The sequence below is a fragment of the Mycoplasma sp. 527 genome (assembly GCF_053851595.1).
In genome coordinates this window covers 115271-132857 of record NZ_JBSQAY010000001.1, presented here as the reverse complement: position 1 = coordinate 132857, position 17587 = coordinate 115271, and the positions used below count along the sequence as shown (strand labels likewise).

Here is a 17587-nt window from a genome sequence, read left to right as displayed (position 1 = left end):
TTTTATTTTTATTTTATTTAAAAAAAATATTAATATGTAAAATATTAATCATGAAAAATAGGCAAAAGAAAGCTAGGGGAAAATCAGACTTTTGAACACTTTTTGTAATACCAACTGTCACTCTATCTGCAGTAGCAGGTGCTATATATTATATTGTTAAAAATAATCAAACAATTCAAAAAGAATTTTGGTCAATTGATAAATTCAATAATAAAGCCAAGGAAATTCTCTTAGAAAAAAATATCATAGGATCGTTGCAAGCTAAGAATTTGTATGAAGATTTTAAAAATCAACAAAAACTTGCAGAAATCCGAACCAAAGATTTTGATAATACTTATAAAGATATTATTAAAATGAACAAGAGCAAACTTACTTTTGAACAAAGAAAAATCCTCAATAATCGGCCAAAACCATTTGACGCGGATAAATTTTTAAAAAACAAAATTAATATTATCCTCGATTTTGAAAAATCAAAGTTTTTAGATTTTCATTTTACAGATGTTGAAAGAATTCAGAATAACCCTTTTGACCTTAGAATTCATTATGAAGTTTTTTTAAATTATGAATATGCAAGTGGAGTTTTTGAAACAAATAAAATAAAATCCACCCCTGAATCAAAATACTATTATAAATCAAGCCAAGTTGTAACTTTTTTATCAAATACCTTAAAAACACATCAAGGCACAGAGTTTTCAAAAGAATGACCAAAAATTAAAAAAGAAGCCGAAAAGATTGTAAGCAAATATGATGAGATAAACAAAAAAATTAAAGAAAAAATTCTGAAATATGAAGAAAAACGAAAAGACATTAATGAAAAAGAATCAAAAACTCCTTTGGAAATGCAGGAATTAGAAGATTTAAAAATTAAAATTAATAACTTAAAACAGGAAGTAGATAAAATCTTCAAGGCCAATAATTTTCAAGAAGAAATTTTTTCATGATTTGTTAAGGCGATAAATGAAACTAATGCTGCACAAGACATATATCCAAAGAAAACTTTTGAAATTGTTCCGTTTAAAGAAAAAGATAATGACCAATATGTTTTATGAAATCCGAAAAAAGGTGTTAATGAATTGACCATCAAATATCAGTTTGTTAATATTAATAACAAAAAAATTAAAAGCAATAATGAAATAAAAATTTTCACCTTGGATGTTTAAAATATGAGTAAGGATAAGGGAAATTATAACAATTTAAAGGCAATCATCAAAAGCGATCATCAAGTCGCAATAAAACTAATTAAAGTAGCACAAAAATACAACCTTGACATCGACCAAAACGATTTGCTTAATAAATTAAATAATAATCAATCTGATGATATCACACTATTAATCAAAAATTTAATCTATTTGCTAAAAAAACAACCAATCCAAGAAAAATTTAAACCTATCAAACTAAAAACTGATAAACAACTAGAAAAACTCATAAAAGACTTTAGGAAGGAAAATAAGTAATGAAAAATAAAATTAATATCGCAATAGATGGACCTAGCGGCGTAGGCAAAACTGTAATGGCCAGAATGCTGGCTAGTGAGTTAAATTATATTTTTATAAGTAGCGGAAATTTATATCGTGCTATTGCATATAATGCTATATTAAATGGCATTGATTCTAATAACGAATCAGAAATTAATAAAGCATGAAATTTTGAGGACTTATTCATAACAAAAGATGAAAAAATTTTTCTAAGAGGAGAAGATATTACCCTAAAAATTCGTGAGGATAGAGTTTCTTTGTATGCATCAGCAATTGCAAAATATCAATCTGTACGTTTAAAAGTTAATACATTCATTCAAAAAAAAGGCGCACAAGAAAAGGGAATAATTGTCGATGGAAGAGATGCTACTTACCGTATTCTTCCAGATGCAGAAGCAAAATTCTTCTTATGAGCCACACCAGAAGTTAGAGCTCATCGCCGTTTAAAGCAAAATAATTTACTTGGTATAGAGTCCAAATATGATGAAATTTTAGAATCAATTAAAATAAGAGATGAAAATGATACAAACCGTGATATAGATCCATTAATAGAAAGTGAAGGCAGTATAAGGATTGACTCGACAAATATGAGTGTGGATGAAAACTTTTTAGTAATGCTAAAAGAGGTCAAGAAGAGGTTAAACTAATGAAAAATACAATAGCGTTAATAGGAAAGCCTAATGTCGGAAAATCAACTCTTTTTAACAAAATAATTGATAAAAGAAAATCAATTGTTTATGATACTCCTGGAGTTACTAGAGATAGAATTTATCATAGCGCAAAATGGTCTGGATATGATTTTAATATTATTGATACCGGAGGAATAACACAAGAAAACGAAGACTTTAAAGAGCAAATTAAAAAACAAGCAGAAGTAGCAATCAATGAATCTGAAATTATCGTTTTCATAGTTGATGGTAGAGAACCGATCACATCAGAAGATTTTTTTGTCGCTAGTTTATTAAGAAAATCAAACAAAAAAGTTTTGCTTGTTTTGAATAAACTAGAATCAAATATAAAAACATTTTTTGATAATCAAATATATAAATTGGGGTTTCAAAGCATTTTTCCAATAAGCGCTATTCATGGCGATGGAGTTGGCGATTTGCTAGATGAAATAGTTAAAAATCTAAATTTTAATGATGACAAACAAACAAATCATTTTAAACTTACCATATTAGGCTCGCCTAATGTCGGAAAATCCACGCTACTTAACACCCTTACCAATGAGGAACGTTCTATTGTATCGAATATTGCTGGAACAACTAGAGATTCTGTCTCTTCGATAATAAAAATTGAAAATGAGGAATTTGAAATTATTGATACAGCAGGTATTAAAAGAAAAAGTAAATTATCCAATAGCATCGAGCACTATGCATTAATGCGAGCCACAGATTCAATACAGGAGGCTGATTTATGTTTATTAATGTTAGATGCCACAGAAGAAGTTAGTCATTTTAGCCAAAATATTATTGGGATTGCCTATGATTTAAAAAAACCATTAATTATTATTGTAAATAAATGAGATTTAATTGAAAAAGATACCAATACAATGGATATTTACAAAAAAAATCTTTCTAAGAAATTAAAATTTGTAGATTGAGCACCTATTGTTTTTATATCTGCTAAGAACAGAGTTAGAATAAACAAACTAAAAGATGAAATAATTAAAATTAAAAACAATATTTCTAGAAAAATAGTTACCAATCAATTGAATTCAGTAATGATGACTGCACAAATGATAAAACCTGCTTCACCCATTAAGGGTAAAAGATTATCAATAACCTTTGCAAGACAAATTGATGGAAAAATTCCAACTTTTTTATTATTTGTAAATGATGAAAAATGTGCGCACTTTACGTATTTAAGATATATAGAAAACCAAATAAGGCAAAATTTTGATTTTAGTGGAACACCTATTACCCTTATACTAAAAAATAAAAATAAAAAAGAGGACAAATAATTATGAAAAAAAGAATAGCTATTCTTGGTAGCGGGGCAATGGGTACTGCATGTGGAAATGTTTTAGCTGAAAACGGACATGACGTTATATTTTATGGCATCAATGATAATGAATTGCAGGACCTTGAAAAGGGCTTTAATAAAAAATATTTTGATAATAAATTAATTACCAATTTCAAAACAACAAAAATCCTTGAAAAGGCAATAGAAAATGTTGAATTTATCATCATAGCAATACCTTCAAGATTTATTCCACCTGTTTTTGAAGAATTAATAAAATTAATCAAAAACGACGTAACAATTATTAATGTAATAAAAGGTTTTTGGCCTAATACAAACAGTTTTGTACATAACAAAATGGCTGAAATGGCAAAAGATAACATAAACATCAAAGGCATAACTTCATTAATCGGTCCTTCCTTTGCTATTGATATAATAAATAAACACATAACAATTGTCAATGTCGTTTCAAAGGATATAAATAAAGCTAATGAAGTTAAAAAAATATTCACAAATGACTGATTTGCAGTTTCGGCTATTGATGATGTTATTGGCGCTGAAATAGGCTCAATATATAAAAATATACTAGCAATAGCATCAGGCATAATCGCATCATTAGGATATTCGACCAATACACAGGCAGCGCTATTAACTATGGGATTAAAAGAAATGGTAAAATATGGAAAATTTTTAGGCGCTAAAACCGAAACAATATATGATTTATGTGGCTTAGGCGACTTAATTCTTACAGGATTATCAGAAAAATCAAGAAACTACCAATATGGTTTAAACTTCCTAAAAAATAAAATAGATGATAGCCAAACAACCGTCGAAGGGTTATATGCTCTAAAATATATTTATCATCAAAATATATCTAAAAATAAACTAAATTTACCATTAATAGAAGGAATTTACAAAATAGTATATAATAAAGAAAATCCCCAAATTATTATTAATAGCTTAATTAAAAGGGTTTAAACTATTTATTAAATTAAGGAGTCTGAATAATGACAAAGAGAGAATTAATTAAAAAAACATCGGAAGAAACGGGCTTTCAACAAGCAATGGTTGAATCAATTTTTGATCAAGTTGTCGATATCATTATTGAAGAGTTAGCTAATTCAAGACAAATAACTATTTCAGGTTTCGGCGTTTTTTCCTCCAAATATGTAGCTGCAAAAACCCAACAGCATAACATTACAAAAGAGGAAATTGAAGTTCCTTCAAAAATGGACCCAAGATTTAAGTTTTCAGATGTTTTAAAATCAAAAGTTGATGAAATATATCAAAAAATTAAAAAGTAATATTCTCAACTATGTTCAATATTCCAGGAAAAGATAATGATAATTTTTTTCCTCAACACAAGGCTTCTTCATAGTGAAGGGCTTTTTTTGTTTTAAATTTTTCCTGCAAAATATGATGTTCAATTAACAAAAATAAATTTTTAGGCTTAAAATAAATTATTCAAAAAGCAATACCATTATGCTTTTTAATAAGATCAAGGTATTCAATTTGATGCTGTTTAATATTATTAAAAGGTAAAACATCCGATTCAGTACTTTTGGCCTCAAATGCCAAAAACCTTCCTTTATATATTCCATAATAATCAACAGAGCTTTTGCTGCTGATTATTGCATTATCTAGTTTCAACTTTTTATCATGCAATTGAACAGATTTAAAAGTAATATCAAGATTCTTCTTATGGATAATACAAATGCTATTCTTAAAATAAAACTCTCTCGTTTGATTGATGATTGTTTCTAATAACATACCGCGATTTTTGAAATTAGCTTTCATGTTAGAATTACAACAAAAAAACAATAAAATTTTTCCTTGTTTTTTCTCTAATTATTTATTGTATTTATAAAAATTTTCAAAATATTCGTCCTTATTTTTTAACAAATACTTAACCAGTTCTGCAGCCATTAACATCGCCATAACATCATTATGACAATAAATTTTTAGATCTTTAATTTTTCGGTTTCATTCATTATCCTTAATAAGATTTAGGGCTCTTGTCGTAGCAATTGTTAGCGCCTCCGAACCATTTTTAACATTAAGTTTTGAATATGGAGTGATATTATATTTTAAATGTTTATTTAAATTATTATTTGTTACAAAATATTCAATCTTTTTTATTGAATATGATCCATTAATATATCCTAGATTTATCATTCTATCTACAACAAAAATTTTCTGTTTTCGTCCAGAAAAAAAATTGCATATGTCAACAAGACGGTTTACAATAAAATCGATTTTTTTTGCATATTCATTAAATTGAATCTCGTCTAATTTATTTTGTAAACAATAAATATGAAGCGACTCTTTTATTTCAAGTAATCTGCTCTTCTCATAATTTATATTGTAAATAATATAATATGAAATTTCTTGGTCATATAAATCATCGATAATTTTTTTATATGTATTGATATCAAAAGTTAAAGGATCATAAACATAATCATTACTTTCATAAATTTCATCATTCTGCGTCTTTACAATTGATGTTTGAGATATTACTTGATTTCATGCTGGCAAATAATCGAGCATTGGAGTAGGTAATGTTACACCTTCAAAATCAAACCAAGCAATCTTGGCATTCTTATCCGTTATTACATTATACTCATAAATGCTTTGTATTTCTGGATTTATAGAAATAAGATTATTATCATAAAATTCACTAACAGTTCTCTTTGTTAGTAAATCAACATCATTATTTAAACCGGAAATTAGCTTTAATATTTTTTTGCTTCCAAATTTATATTTAGGGAACTGTTTTTCAACTAATTTATAAAAGAAAATATTCGAATTAAAATTGTCAATGAAATCATCCTTAGTTAAAGTTCAATCCATTTGTAGCGAATCTCTATTATTAATCAAATAAATAAACTCTTTAAATGAACACGTATAATCACTTATATTTTTTGTGTGCTCTTCAATATTTGCCAATCTTTTCTCATTAAAATCGTATCCAGCGGAAATCAATTCACCTTTAACATGGTCAATGATTGATAAATTATTTGTTTTTTTTGATCTTACTGGTTTTGTATATGCAAAATTAGGATCACAAATATATTTAGCTTCAACTTCATCCTCGGATAATAAGACTTTATCATTAGGTTTAATATCTACGCCGCCTTTATTTGGAGAACAATATTTTGACAGATTGAACTTTAGGATATTTTTTCTTACATTCTTTTTCTTTTGATATCTAGGTTTTAACAAAAATATCTCATTAATATCACTATTTAGTGATTTGGTGATGATATTATAATTTCAATATGCCTTTAATAGATTTTTTCTATTCGTTTTTTGCGAATAAATTAAATCACCAAAATGTTTTAATTTTGTATCATAGAAAGCAACTTTTGCATAACAAGATTGATATTCAAAGGCTGGGTTTATAATCAAACGATAATTTTCATTTATTGATTTAATTGTATCAGCCAATACATCATCCTGCTTTTGCTTCAATGATATATATTTGATTTCTTCGTCCTTTATATGATATCTTTCTTTATAAAAATCAACTAAAAAATCAATTGCCTGATCATAAACGGTATCTAAGCCCGAGGAAAGAATATTAACTGTTGTAAAAATGGAAAAAAGAAAATTTAAATTTTTATATACATCTTCATCAACTGTGTTATTAATTAATTCATGATTATTACGAACTGTTTCCTTTAAAAAATCTATTTTTTCCAGGGTGTCGAGTTCTTGGATATAGTCTTGCTTTTCCTTATCTAAATATTTAGACGCAAACTCGTTTGAAATATTGTCTATTTTATCGAAATAAAAGTTAATAAGTTCATGGTTGACACTAGAATCATTATCGTCCTCTAAATCAAAATTAAAATTACCTGCAAAAATTTCATGGCTTGAATCTAAATTGCCATCAATGCTATTAAATACTAACCATGGGTGTGTAGTATTAGCAACTAAAAAATCGCTAAATGAATATCTTACCTTATTTTTCATACTCTGCCACAGCCTTGCCTTCATTAACTCACTCTAGATATAATTTTTTTCATTCATCATAATTCTTACATTCTAAATATTTTACAATATCAACATCTATACTATTATTTCAAGTAGGACTAATACCTAATTTTGTGTATTTATCATATCATTTTTTGCATGCTACCATATCATCCAAGACTTGTTCTTCATTTACCTCAAAAGGTCAGCCCTTAACAACTCGATTATTTATGTCTACTAAATTAGGGTCTTTGTAATCTTCTTCTTCTAAAAAACAAGCAATAATTGCAAAATGTTTGGCCCCCATCAAATACGAATATAATTGTGCTTGTTTTAAATAAGCAACATTAATCATACCTTGTTTCCAAGATTCAAGTTTTTTGCTTCCGACGGTTTTTATTTCAATAATCATCTTCTTTTCAGCAATATAGCCATCTGGTAATCCGCCAAAGAAAAGATTATTTTTGAAATAATCATAGTTAAACTTTTCGGCAGGGAACCGTTGAATAGGTAAATTGAATGATTTTTCAATTTTTTCAAGAATTTTAGGTTCTAGAATAACTCCGGCATTTACATATTTCGGGTCCAATACTGGAAATCTAAAATTAGCTATTCTCGCAAATGCAGCAAAAGGGCTATTAAACTGAGTTAGTTTTAAAATATCTCCAAGAGCTGAACCAGTTATTTTTCTAAAACCGCCAAATTCACCAGGTTTTTTTGATAATAAGTTTTTATGGTATTCAGCAGTTAATTTAACTGTTTTTGTTTCATGATCAACTACATATTGATTGCCGTTATAATGCAAGCGGTTGGGAATAATTATTTTCTTTTCTTCATTCATTTATTTACCTCACTTATACTTAAAAAAAATAAAAATAAATACATTTAAGTTATTATTTATTAATTTTACTAAGTATTATGTTAACTATATTTGAATTTTTTTAAAAAAATAAACGAAATAATATAGATTTAACTAAAAACATAGCTTTTCTTGCTATGTTTTTTTCTCGTTACCTACATTAATATAAGGATATTATTTTAATGAATTAATAATTTTTTTCTCACTCTCATTTAATTCAGGTTCAATATCAAGTCTTACGTGACAATAACCAGATGGATTTCTTTGCAAATAATCTTGATGATATTCTTCTGCGATTACAAAATTTGTGAGAGGTAAAAGTTCTACATAAAATTCACTATAATTTCCCTTTAAAATATTAAATAACTTTTCTAATTTAGTAAAATCACTTTCATTATCATAGTATACACCGGTTCGATATTGGATACCAATATCACCTCCCTGCTTATTTAAGGATCCTGGATTAATAATTCTAAATAAGTGTAAAACAAGTTCCTCTAAAGAAATTTTCTCATTATCATAAATGACTCTCACTGTCTCAGCATGTAAGGTTGATTTAATTTGATAATATGAGGTTACATCAGTATTACCGTTTGCATAACCAGTCTTAGTTTCTATAACACCTTTTAAGCGCGAAAAATAGGCTTGCACACCCCAAAAGCATCCGCCAGCTAGATAGATAGTTTTTTTCATAATTTTCCTCCTTATTTAATTTAATTTTAAGTTAATATAATACTTAAAAACCAAGCTAAATATATCTTAATTTCTATTAGGTATTCATAATTTAAATTATTATTAGTTTATTTTAATATAATAACATTAAAAATAAAAAAAGATATCAGCCTTTATTTTATGTTTTTTTATTTTGTTATAAATCAACTTATTTTTAGTAGTTTTTAAAATATTTAACATCTAAAATTTTATTTTTTTATATTTTTTAGCAATGCTCTTATAAATTTCAAGAATATTTTCATAAAAATTAGCATTATTCTTATCAAGCAAAGAAATTTGCTTAATTCCTTCTAAAATATCATCAATCATTCTTAAATTTCTAGCCTTATTGTATCCTCTTCAAATATCATATTTTTTTCTAAATTCTTCATAATACTCTTCTCTTGATAATCAAGGATTAAAGCAAATCATAATTTCTCTAAATAGTGAAAATAAAATCAATATTTCGGAATTATACATATCAGTTATAATAATATATTTTTTAGGACCAAATGAAAAGGTTATCGATCTTGTCATCGTTTTTTCAATATAGGGCAGTTTTATTAACTCAATATTTCTATCTTTAAGAAGCAAAGAAACTTTACTAATTTTTTCATCAAAAGAATCAATTTCATTAAACAGTGTATCAATTAATCTAACAATAACAAATTTTGGTAAATATTCCTTAAATCTTGATCTTGAAGCAATGTCTTTTCCTTTAAAATTTTCTCTAATGAACAATTCACAAAAACGAATAAAAGGGATTCTATTATGTTTTGTAATTTTGCAATGATTAATATACAAATGTTTTGAAATATACTTTGAATATTCCTCGATGTTCAATGTTCCATAATATTTTTCAAGAAATTCAATTATTTCTTCTTCACTTGGCGACTGGCTAAGCCTATTATCACCTAAGATATTAGTAAGATAACGATTTTTTTCAAGTATCTCCCAGCCTAGTCTTTTAATTATTTCTGCTTTATCTAATGGGCCGACATTAAGATTATTTCTAAAAAAATATCATTTATTTGTTAAATAGCCAATTTTTAGGTCTAGCATTTTTTCTAAATCTTGAATTAAATTAAGACTAACATCATCTCTTAAATCGTTTAACAAATTAAATATTTTTCTTCGATCGGCTTTAATCTTTTTGCAAACATCATTTGTCTTAATATTGGCAATTGTGAAAATATTTCTTAAAAATTCTCCAAAGGTTGTACATGAATTTATTCGATTCTCTAGCATCAATAAATCTTTTTTACTCATATAACATCTTAACCTTTCAGCAACAAGTTTATAATACCAATTGGAAACAATTTTATAATTAATTTTAGTTAATTACTTTGTTAATTTAAATTTTATTTAATTTTTCACATTATTTTAATAAAAATCGCATAAATAAGACAAAAATGCAAAAAAAATAAAAATATAGTTAAACTATTTTTGTTATAATTTATTAAAGTAATTTAATTTTAAATGAGGTAAATATATGAAAAAAAACATAAAGTTATTTTTATCACTATCACCTTTAATAGCAGTTTTAAGCACTCCATTAGTAGTTGCATCATGTAGTAATAAAAATGGCGATTCAACTGCGGAAATCAACCAAATTATTTCAAAAAAAGACCAAATTCAAAAAATTATTAAATATGAGGAAGATTTAAATGAAAAAGAGAATGCTCAAAAAATACTAGAAGAAATAAATAAACTTAAAAAAGATGAAAAAGACGAAAAAAAGGTTAAATCATTATTAGAAAAAATAAAATTAGCAATATCAAGTTTCAATAAAAGAAACACACAAGAAAAATCAGGATTAATTGTTCAAAAAATAGCCGAAAATCAAGAAGAAGTTATTGCTTCTGATGTAGTTAAGGAATTAAAATCAGCAAAAAAATGAGAAGATGTTAAAAAAGTTTTTTCAAAATATTCAATTATTTTTATCGAAAATGAATTAAGAGAAAAAGAAGAATTAAGTATCTCCGCTTCAACTCATTCGCATGATGATGAGGGTGAAATCCACCTAGATATTAAATTCAAGGTTTTAAATACTACAATTAGATTTACATTAATTGGTTTCAAAAAAATCGAACCTGTAAAAACGATTTCAAATTGAAAATTTACAACAAAATTAAAAAATAAAATTGAAGAAAAAGAAGCACAAACTAATTTCTTGAATAAACTAAAAGCAGAGCAGGAAAAAGGCTTTAAAAATTTATTAGAAGAATTACAAAAAACACTACCAATCGAAAAAGTTGATAAGAATAAAAATGATATTGAATTTAGTATCAATTTTGATGATTCAAAAACTAAATTTGTAGATAACTTCTTAATATTAAATATAAATTTCTATAACACCGCAGACAAAAAAATAGTTCAAACAGAATCAATTCAAATAGAAAACATCGATGACCATCACGAAGAATAACGCATTCAAAATACGCCAATGATAGATAGAGTTAAAAATAGGGGGTAAATTATGACAACTAAAATTAAAATAAACTTGTTCAAAAATATTGCTTTCTATTTTTTTATTTTCTTTATTTCCATTGTTATTATATTCTTTGCAATAAATGTTTTAATTGAACCTCAAATTAAAAAAAATATAGCTATTTATTCACAAATTTCACATAACTATGGAGCTAGATTTAAGACCTTTTTAACAAATTTATTTACATTTAATCCCGGAAAAATATACTCTCATGAATTAGCAAGTGTTGAAAATAATATTTTATTTCTCTACCTACGGCAATTTCGTTGGACCTTTTTAATAAGTCTATCAGTATTTATTATTAGCTTTATTGTCGGCAACATATTAGGAGTGTTTTCTGCTTATAAATTTAATAAATCATATGATGTTATAACCTCTATTATTATTTCTTTTTTAGGTTCCTTACCAATCTTAATTATTTGCATTCTTGCTTTATCAAGTGCAGACATATTTGGCTATCCCTCGCAGTTTTTAAATAGTAAACTTAGCTTTGCTTCGCTAATAGTTCCTATACTAATTTCTTCACTTCCAACAGTAGCTATCTTCTTTTCTAAATCAAGAAAAAAAACGTTTGAAATTATTAAATCAGATTATTATCTATTTGCAAAAACATATGGAATGAAAAAGCGTGATTTACTAAAAAAAGTTGTTTTAAAAGAATTGTTAATTGGCGAACTCAACTTATTTTTTGTTCTCTATGTTTTATTATTCACAATAACAATTTTAGTTGAAAGAATTTTTTCAATCCCAGGCCAAAGTTTATTAATTTCATTTGCTTTCAGAAAAGGTGAAGTAGATATTATTATGTTTTACTTTATCTTTAATTTTATTTTACTAAGTTTTCTTTTATTAATCAATAAAATCGCTATAATAAAGTTGAGCCCGAAAAACGAATTCACTTCTTTACTTCTTTTTAAAAAATATAAACGAGGTAAAAATGCACAATAATCTATTTAACTTTGCAAGAGAAAAAAAATCGAATTCGAATCCTTATGTTATCCATACAAATTCCGCAAAACAATACTGAAAAAGATTTTTTGCCAATAAATTTAATCTTATTTGTTTTATATGCTTTGCTATTTTAATATTAGCTTTATTAATTGCCACATTTTTAATTAAAAACTCTCCTACTCACTCAATCAATGAAAATACAACACTAGTTAATGACCTGCCATCAAATTTTTCTCAAAAAATAACAAAAAACTTTAATCGTGGTGTTGAATTAGATTTTATAAGAAACATCGCAAAACTGGAAGCAAAATCAGCGGCTAGTGAACATAGAAACTTAATATTTTGAATTGAATTTGACTCAGCTAGAGATATTGGTGGAGAGCAAACTATTTATACAGATATTGTTACTTTAACATACAATCCTTACAATCTAATCAAAGCAGTAAATCTCTTACAATTATCTAAAGATATGCCCATAGAAATTCCTAATGGTTTATTTCTAGGAACAAACAACCAAGGAATTGATATATATGCTAGAACGATAACATCTATTTGGTCAACTATTTTAATAATTCTTGCTGCAATTATTATTAATATTTTTATCGGTTTTAATTTTGCGGTTATTATAAATATTTATAAACAAAATATAATTGTACGATTTATTGATAGAATAATTAACTCTATTAGTGTTATCCCAGAAATTATTTGAGTTTTTCTATTATCTATTTTTATCGGAACAAGTTTATATGGGTTGTTTATATCATTATCAATAATTTGCTGAATTTCATATTTCAAATTTGCAAAAGAAGAAATTAATTCCTTGCTAACACAAGAATTTATCGTTGCTTCTAGGGCTGTTGGGGCATCAAATTGAAGAATTGCCTATAATCATATTTTCAAAAGAATTTTTGCAAACTTTCTAATAATATTAGTTGAAAGATTTTCTATTAATATCTTAATTGCTTCTTCATTAGCATTCCTAGATTTTATTAATGATTCAAATAGCATAAATATAGGTTTCATTTTAAAAGAAGCAATTAGTTTGGTATCCAATAATCCTGGATATCTCTTAACCACATCAATATTTATAATTGCTTTTTCAATAAATTTAAAGCTACTATCATCAGGTTTAGCTAATACATTTAACCCAAAAACAAAATAAAATAGGCCAAGCATACTTCGCAAAGAAATTCAACTTAGGCCTATTTTTTAAATAATTCAATTAATTAAGATTTAATTTATCAGATATACCTTCCTTTTTGGCAACATCAATCAATATTTTCTTAATACTTTCCATAATTTGTTTAGCTTTGGCTTGATATTCATCATTAATTAGATTATTAGATTTGTTAAAATCCATATTTTCACTAAATAGTTTAATTAAAAAATTATAATCTGATTCATAGTTTTTTTGGCCAATGTTGTCAATAACATTTTCTTTTAAAACTTTAAAATCTTTTTTTAATTCACCTATTATTTTTTGATCCTTTACACTCTTTTTTAACAATAAATGCCATAACCCCATTTCAAAGGTAAGATTAACAATGGCATGTGAATGAGTATGAGAATTCTTGTCACTCTCGATATTTATCTTGTCAAGATCTTCTATTTTCGAAACCTTTTTTTCATTAAATACATTCTTTCTTAAAAAATCTCAGGCATCGATAATGGACTTTTGCAGCTCACCAAGATTAATATCCTTTCCACTCAATCTCTTATCAATAATTTCGATAAATTTAATAAACTGTTGATTATCAAAAACTAAATTAACATCGTTCAAAACGGCATCAACATCTTGAAAAATTAGTTGATATTTATCTAAAAGTTTAGCTAAACTTGTTTTTTGTTTACCTGCTTCTTCTAATCATTTAACAAAAAAATCATTAATTTTTTTTGAATTCTCAGGTTTTCCTTGGTCGATAATTAATGCAGCAACCTTGTTTCTAAAAGCATCTATTCTTCTTATAATTCTAATATATCGCTTACGATAATTTCGATACGTCTGTTTAACTTCTAAAAATAATTTCAAGAGTTCATTATCGTATATTTTTTTTATTTCAAGTGTTGGTTTATTTTCAAGTTTTATCTCAACAATGTTACTCTTATTTTCTATCGATTCATTTAATGATACATTTTCTGAATCATTTGGATATCTTATACATGAGATTGAAATAGCAGGCAATCCAAATAAAGATAATCCCAAAAAACTAGTCAAAATTTTTTTGATCCTCATTAGTTATACCAACCTTTCAAAATTAATAAGTGTAAATATATCATTAGATTTTTGAACATCATAGCCCTTAAAATAATTTCAATAAACAGAAGCCTTTGCTATAACTTTATCATTTTTTGATTTATACTTAAAATCAGACGGATTATTAAATGAAATAAAATTTAATTCAATATATAATTGACCTAATTTATTTTTTTCTGGTATTAAATTAAGTTCAATTCTCTTTATACCATCTAATGTTTTGCCTTGTTTATTTTCTAGAGCATAAGCTAATAAATAGTTATTAATATATGCTTCAAGCACCTTGACTTGATATGAATTATTATCTAAAAGCGAAACATCAAAATTTTGTCTACTATCGTTATTTCAATAATTAAACAATTTATCCATCTTATTTGATGCTTCATTAAGCCCTTCAATAAACGCTGAATCCTTGTTACTGTTAACAAAATCCGAAAGTTTTATGCCAGCTTTTATCCCATTATTACTTGGTTTAAATGAATAAATATCCTCAGGTAAAATATTTGCGTTATTTTTATTTTTAGTAATCAACCCCTTTAACCTGTGTCCATGATCATCAAAGTTAGAACTTAACCAGGAATATTTCTTTTTTGTGCCATCTTTCTTAGTAACCTGAACAATTGCTCTGAAAACCTGATTAGTGTCAAAATAATCAGTAAATTCAAAATCAACTATTTTATATTCAAGATCTTCTTTTTTTCTATATTCTGGAATCTTTATTACAAAGATCTCATCTTTTAGATTTCAAAATAAATTCATCAAACCTTTGGCATTTCAATAATCTTTTGAACCTGATGACTTTATGAAGTGATTAATATTATCAATAATTGTTAGATATCTCTTTCCATCCATGAATAAAAGGGGATTTTCGACGTAATCAGTAAATAATGGATATTCTTCTTTTATTCCTTTAGTTCCGACCCCAAATTTTCCATTTGTGGCATAATTTCTGAAGCCATTTAAATAATACTTTTTATTCTTATTTTTAGATTTTATTAATTCTTGACCGTTCCAATCCTTAATACTACTTATCTCAAAGGAAATATAATCTGTAGCTCCAGAGTATGAATGTTTTATTTCGCTATTGCTTCAATCAATATCGATTGATGCCACATCAACGTTAAACTTATTTAAATAAAGTTTTAATAGTTTTACAAATGTTGATCTCATCTCATTATGTTCATTTGACAAAAAAGATTTTGCTTGTATATATTGAGGTTGAATTCAATTTGAAAACAATACCCTATGCTTTTTAGCATTAATAAGATATTTACGATTCATTATAGAATAATTCAAATCAATATCTTGGTTTAATCTAAAAATTACTGTCTGTATGTCCTCAAAATAGGGGTCCCTATTTCTATTAAAATCTTTCCCAAATATCAATGATAAAGTTGTAAATCATTCGTCATTAAAAGAACCTGCTGAGTCAACATCATCAAACGAATATTCATTCAAAAAGCTATTAATATCACTCTTTTCATCTGAATCGAATATACGAATATTATTATTACCAGTAGTAAACTGCTTTCAATTATTTCTATATGGAAAATCCGGTTTATATTCAACCCATTCATTTTTATTAAGTAGGTACATTTTTTTGTTTTCTATCTTTACTGCATCAAAATTATGGCGGCCATTCTTATCGAATCAATAAAATATATGTTCATCTTTTTCTATTGAAGCTATTTGACTAAGAGTTAATCTATTCAAAAATACTCTCGATACCTTATCAATATCTAAATATACTTCTTTTTTAATATTTTGACTACAACTTAAAACCGCAAAAGGAATTGCCACAATAGGAGAAATTAATAACAAATTTAATAGCTTTTTTCTTATTTTCATAATACAAATTTTATCACTTTTTTTTATATTATAGTTATAAAAATATTGTATAATTATTACAAAATTACGAATTAATAAACATTGTGAAAGGAGGTAAATATATGATAATAAATAACGTGGGGACTGCATTTGAAAATAATATAGAATTAACCATATTCATAAATATACTAGTTTATATCCCAATATTAATGATTTTACCACTCATATTATTAGGTCTCCTTTCGTTTATAAAGCCATCTGAAAAAGCAAAAAAAGGTAATGCAATTATTTATATGTACGCTTTTTCAACTGGAATGTTTTTAATGATTGGAGCATTCGGTTTTTTGCGAGAAGGATATAAAATTGCTATCGATTTTACACATGATGGCCCAAATAAGTTTGGTTCAGAAATAAACAGGACACTAGTAACTGTCAGTATTCTCGGGATAAGTGCATTAATAGGCTTTAGTGTTGTTATTGCAGGAAGGTATTTATTTATTAGAAAATCTAAAATAGATCCTCATAAAAGTCATGAAGAACATAACCACTCAGATCACCTAATTTCATTTAAAGATATTGATAATCCCAAAGCAGCTTGATTAGCAATTGTTATGTTATTAAGTCACAGAATAATTGATGGTTTTTTTATTGGATATTCAATATTTAAAATAATATTTACTCAAAATACTTTTTCAAGTTCACTTACTCTACTAATAACATTTACCATCCACATACTTATTGAAGTCACAATCATATACTTCCGTCAAATTCAATATGGAGAAAAAAAAGGAAAGGCAGTTTTATATAATTTCATAACTTTTTTACTTATAATCCCCTTCATTTTTTTAGGAGCATTTACTGGGCGATTCATAAACGATGATTTAAAATGAATACAATCCTCATTATTGATTTTTGGAGGCGCAATTATCATATTTACCGCTATCTTTGAACTAGTCCCTGAATTTATTCATATAAGAAACAAAGATACTAAAACTTTATATCGAACATTAATAATTTTTGCTGCTTCTATTGTCACAACAATAATGCTTTTAAGTTTTCATAGTCATGTTTAAACAAACTAA

The 17587-nt window shown here is 26.0% G+C and carries 17 protein-coding genes; 10 read left to right on the top strand and 7 right to left on the bottom strand.

From position 1 onward, the window contains the following. The first annotated feature begins 50 nt into the window (after positions 1-50). The 6 genes from ACWXVQ_RS00575 to ACWXVQ_RS00550 are packed head-to-tail and all read left to right on the top strand — an operon-like array spanning position 51 to position 4741. Entirely contained in the window at positions 51-1160 is a 1110-nt protein-coding gene (locus ACWXVQ_RS00575) for a hypothetical protein (RefSeq protein WP_456013201.1), read from the top strand. A 3-nt stretch (positions 1161-1163) separates the two neighbouring features. After that, the gene (locus ACWXVQ_RS00570) at positions 1164-1454 is read left to right on the top strand and encodes a hypothetical protein (protein ID WP_455966294.1); all 291 of its coding nucleotides are present in this window, start codon (positions 1164-1166) and stop codon (positions 1452-1454) included. Continuing rightward, positions 1454-2122 (top strand): (d)CMP kinase, encoded by a 669-nt coding sequence (gene cmk / locus ACWXVQ_RS00565; protein ID WP_455966296.1) that lies wholly within the window; start codon positions 1454-1456, stop codon positions 2120-2122. The genes ACWXVQ_RS00570 and cmk overlap by 1 nt, the downstream gene beginning before the upstream one ends. Further along, positions 2122-3438 carry a ribosome biogenesis GTPase Der gene (der, locus tag ACWXVQ_RS00560; protein WP_444705100.1) on the top strand — a complete coding sequence of 439 codons (1317 nt, stop codon included), beginning with the start codon at positions 2122-2124 and terminating at the stop codon, positions 3436-3438. The genes cmk and der overlap by 1 nt, the downstream gene beginning before the upstream one ends. A 2-nt stretch (positions 3439-3440) precedes the next feature. Continuing rightward, positions 3441-4415, top strand: a complete 975-nt coding sequence (locus ACWXVQ_RS00555) for an NAD(P)H-dependent glycerol-3-phosphate dehydrogenase (protein WP_455966298.1) — start codon at positions 3441-3443, stop codon at positions 4413-4415. Between the two features lie 29 nt (positions 4416-4444). Then, positions 4445-4741 carry an HU family DNA-binding protein gene (locus tag ACWXVQ_RS00550; protein WP_438340782.1) on the top strand — a complete coding sequence of 99 codons (297 nt, stop codon included), beginning with the start codon at positions 4445-4447 and terminating at the stop codon, positions 4739-4741. On the opposite strand, the gene recU is transcribed toward ACWXVQ_RS00550, so the two are convergent. The 5 genes from recU to ACWXVQ_RS00525 form a co-directional block, all read right to left on the bottom strand. After that, positions 4731-5234 carry a Holliday junction resolvase RecU gene (gene recU / locus ACWXVQ_RS00545; RefSeq protein ID WP_438340781.1) on the bottom strand — a complete coding sequence of 168 codons (504 nt, stop codon included), beginning with the start codon at positions 5232-5234 and terminating at the stop codon, positions 4731-4733. The genes ACWXVQ_RS00550 and recU overlap by 11 nt on opposite strands. A gap of 51 nt (positions 5235-5285) precedes the next feature. Further along, complete coding sequence (locus ACWXVQ_RS00540; protein ID WP_455966300.1) at positions 5286-7412, bottom strand: UU173 family protein; 2127 nt, start codon at positions 7410-7412, stop codon at positions 5286-5288. Continuing rightward, positions 7402-8253, bottom strand: coding sequence for an MAGa7180 family putative nuclease (locus ACWXVQ_RS00535; protein ID WP_456013199.1), 852 nt, complete (start codon positions 8251-8253; stop codon positions 7402-7404). The genes ACWXVQ_RS00540 and ACWXVQ_RS00535 overlap by 11 nt, the downstream gene beginning before the upstream one ends. 192 nt (positions 8254-8445) lie before the next feature. Continuing rightward, positions 8446-8964 carry a peptide-methionine (S)-S-oxide reductase MsrA gene (gene msrA / locus ACWXVQ_RS00530; protein ID WP_444705098.1) on the bottom strand — a complete coding sequence of 173 codons (519 nt, stop codon included), beginning with the start codon at positions 8962-8964 and terminating at the stop codon, positions 8446-8448. Positions 8965-9183: 219 nt separating this feature from the next. Beyond that, positions 9184-10251, bottom strand: coding sequence for a hypothetical protein (locus tag ACWXVQ_RS00525; protein WP_455966302.1), 1068 nt, complete (start codon positions 10249-10251; stop codon positions 9184-9186). Between the two features lie 223 nt (positions 10252-10474). On the opposite strand from ACWXVQ_RS00525, the gene ACWXVQ_RS00520 reads away from it, so the two are divergent. Genes ACWXVQ_RS00520 through ACWXVQ_RS00510 form a run of 3 tightly spaced genes read left to right on the top strand, consistent with a single transcriptional unit; the run spans position 10475 to position 13586 of the window. Then, positions 10475-11410, top strand: coding sequence for a Vmc-like lipoprotein signal peptide domain-containing protein (locus tag ACWXVQ_RS00520; protein WP_456011896.1), 936 nt, complete (start codon positions 10475-10477; stop codon positions 11408-11410). Positions 11411-11461: 51 nt separating this feature from the next. After that, positions 11462-12421 carry an ABC transporter permease subunit gene (locus tag ACWXVQ_RS00515; protein ID WP_455966304.1) on the top strand — a complete coding sequence of 320 codons (960 nt, stop codon included), beginning with the start codon at positions 11462-11464 and terminating at the stop codon, positions 12419-12421. Continuing rightward, the gene (locus tag ACWXVQ_RS00510) at positions 12411-13586 is read left to right on the top strand and encodes an ABC transporter permease subunit (RefSeq protein ID WP_456013197.1); all 1176 of its coding nucleotides are present in this window, start codon (positions 12411-12413) and stop codon (positions 13584-13586) included. Before ACWXVQ_RS00515 ends, ACWXVQ_RS00510 begins: the two co-directional genes overlap by 11 nt. A gap of 60 nt (positions 13587-13646) precedes the next feature. Here the strand turns inward: ACWXVQ_RS00510 and ACWXVQ_RS00505 are convergent, their stop codons facing one another. Beyond that, complete coding sequence (locus tag ACWXVQ_RS00505; RefSeq protein WP_438340773.1) at positions 13647-14657, bottom strand: HxHSH motif-containing lipoprotein; 1011 nt, start codon at positions 14655-14657, stop codon at positions 13647-13649. Between the two features lie 3 nt (positions 14658-14660). Next, a complete protein-coding gene (locus ACWXVQ_RS00500) occupies positions 14661-16526 on the bottom strand; it encodes an MAG3240 family lipoprotein (RefSeq protein ID WP_456013195.1) in 1866 nt (621 codons plus the stop codon). 101 nt (positions 16527-16627) lie between these two features. Here ACWXVQ_RS00500 and ACWXVQ_RS00495 point away from each other — a divergent pair, with 101 nt between their 5' ends. Next, entirely contained in the window at positions 16628-17578 is a 951-nt protein-coding gene (locus tag ACWXVQ_RS00495; RefSeq protein ID WP_455966310.1) for a hypothetical protein, read from the top strand. Positions 17579-17587 lie beyond the last annotated feature (9 nt).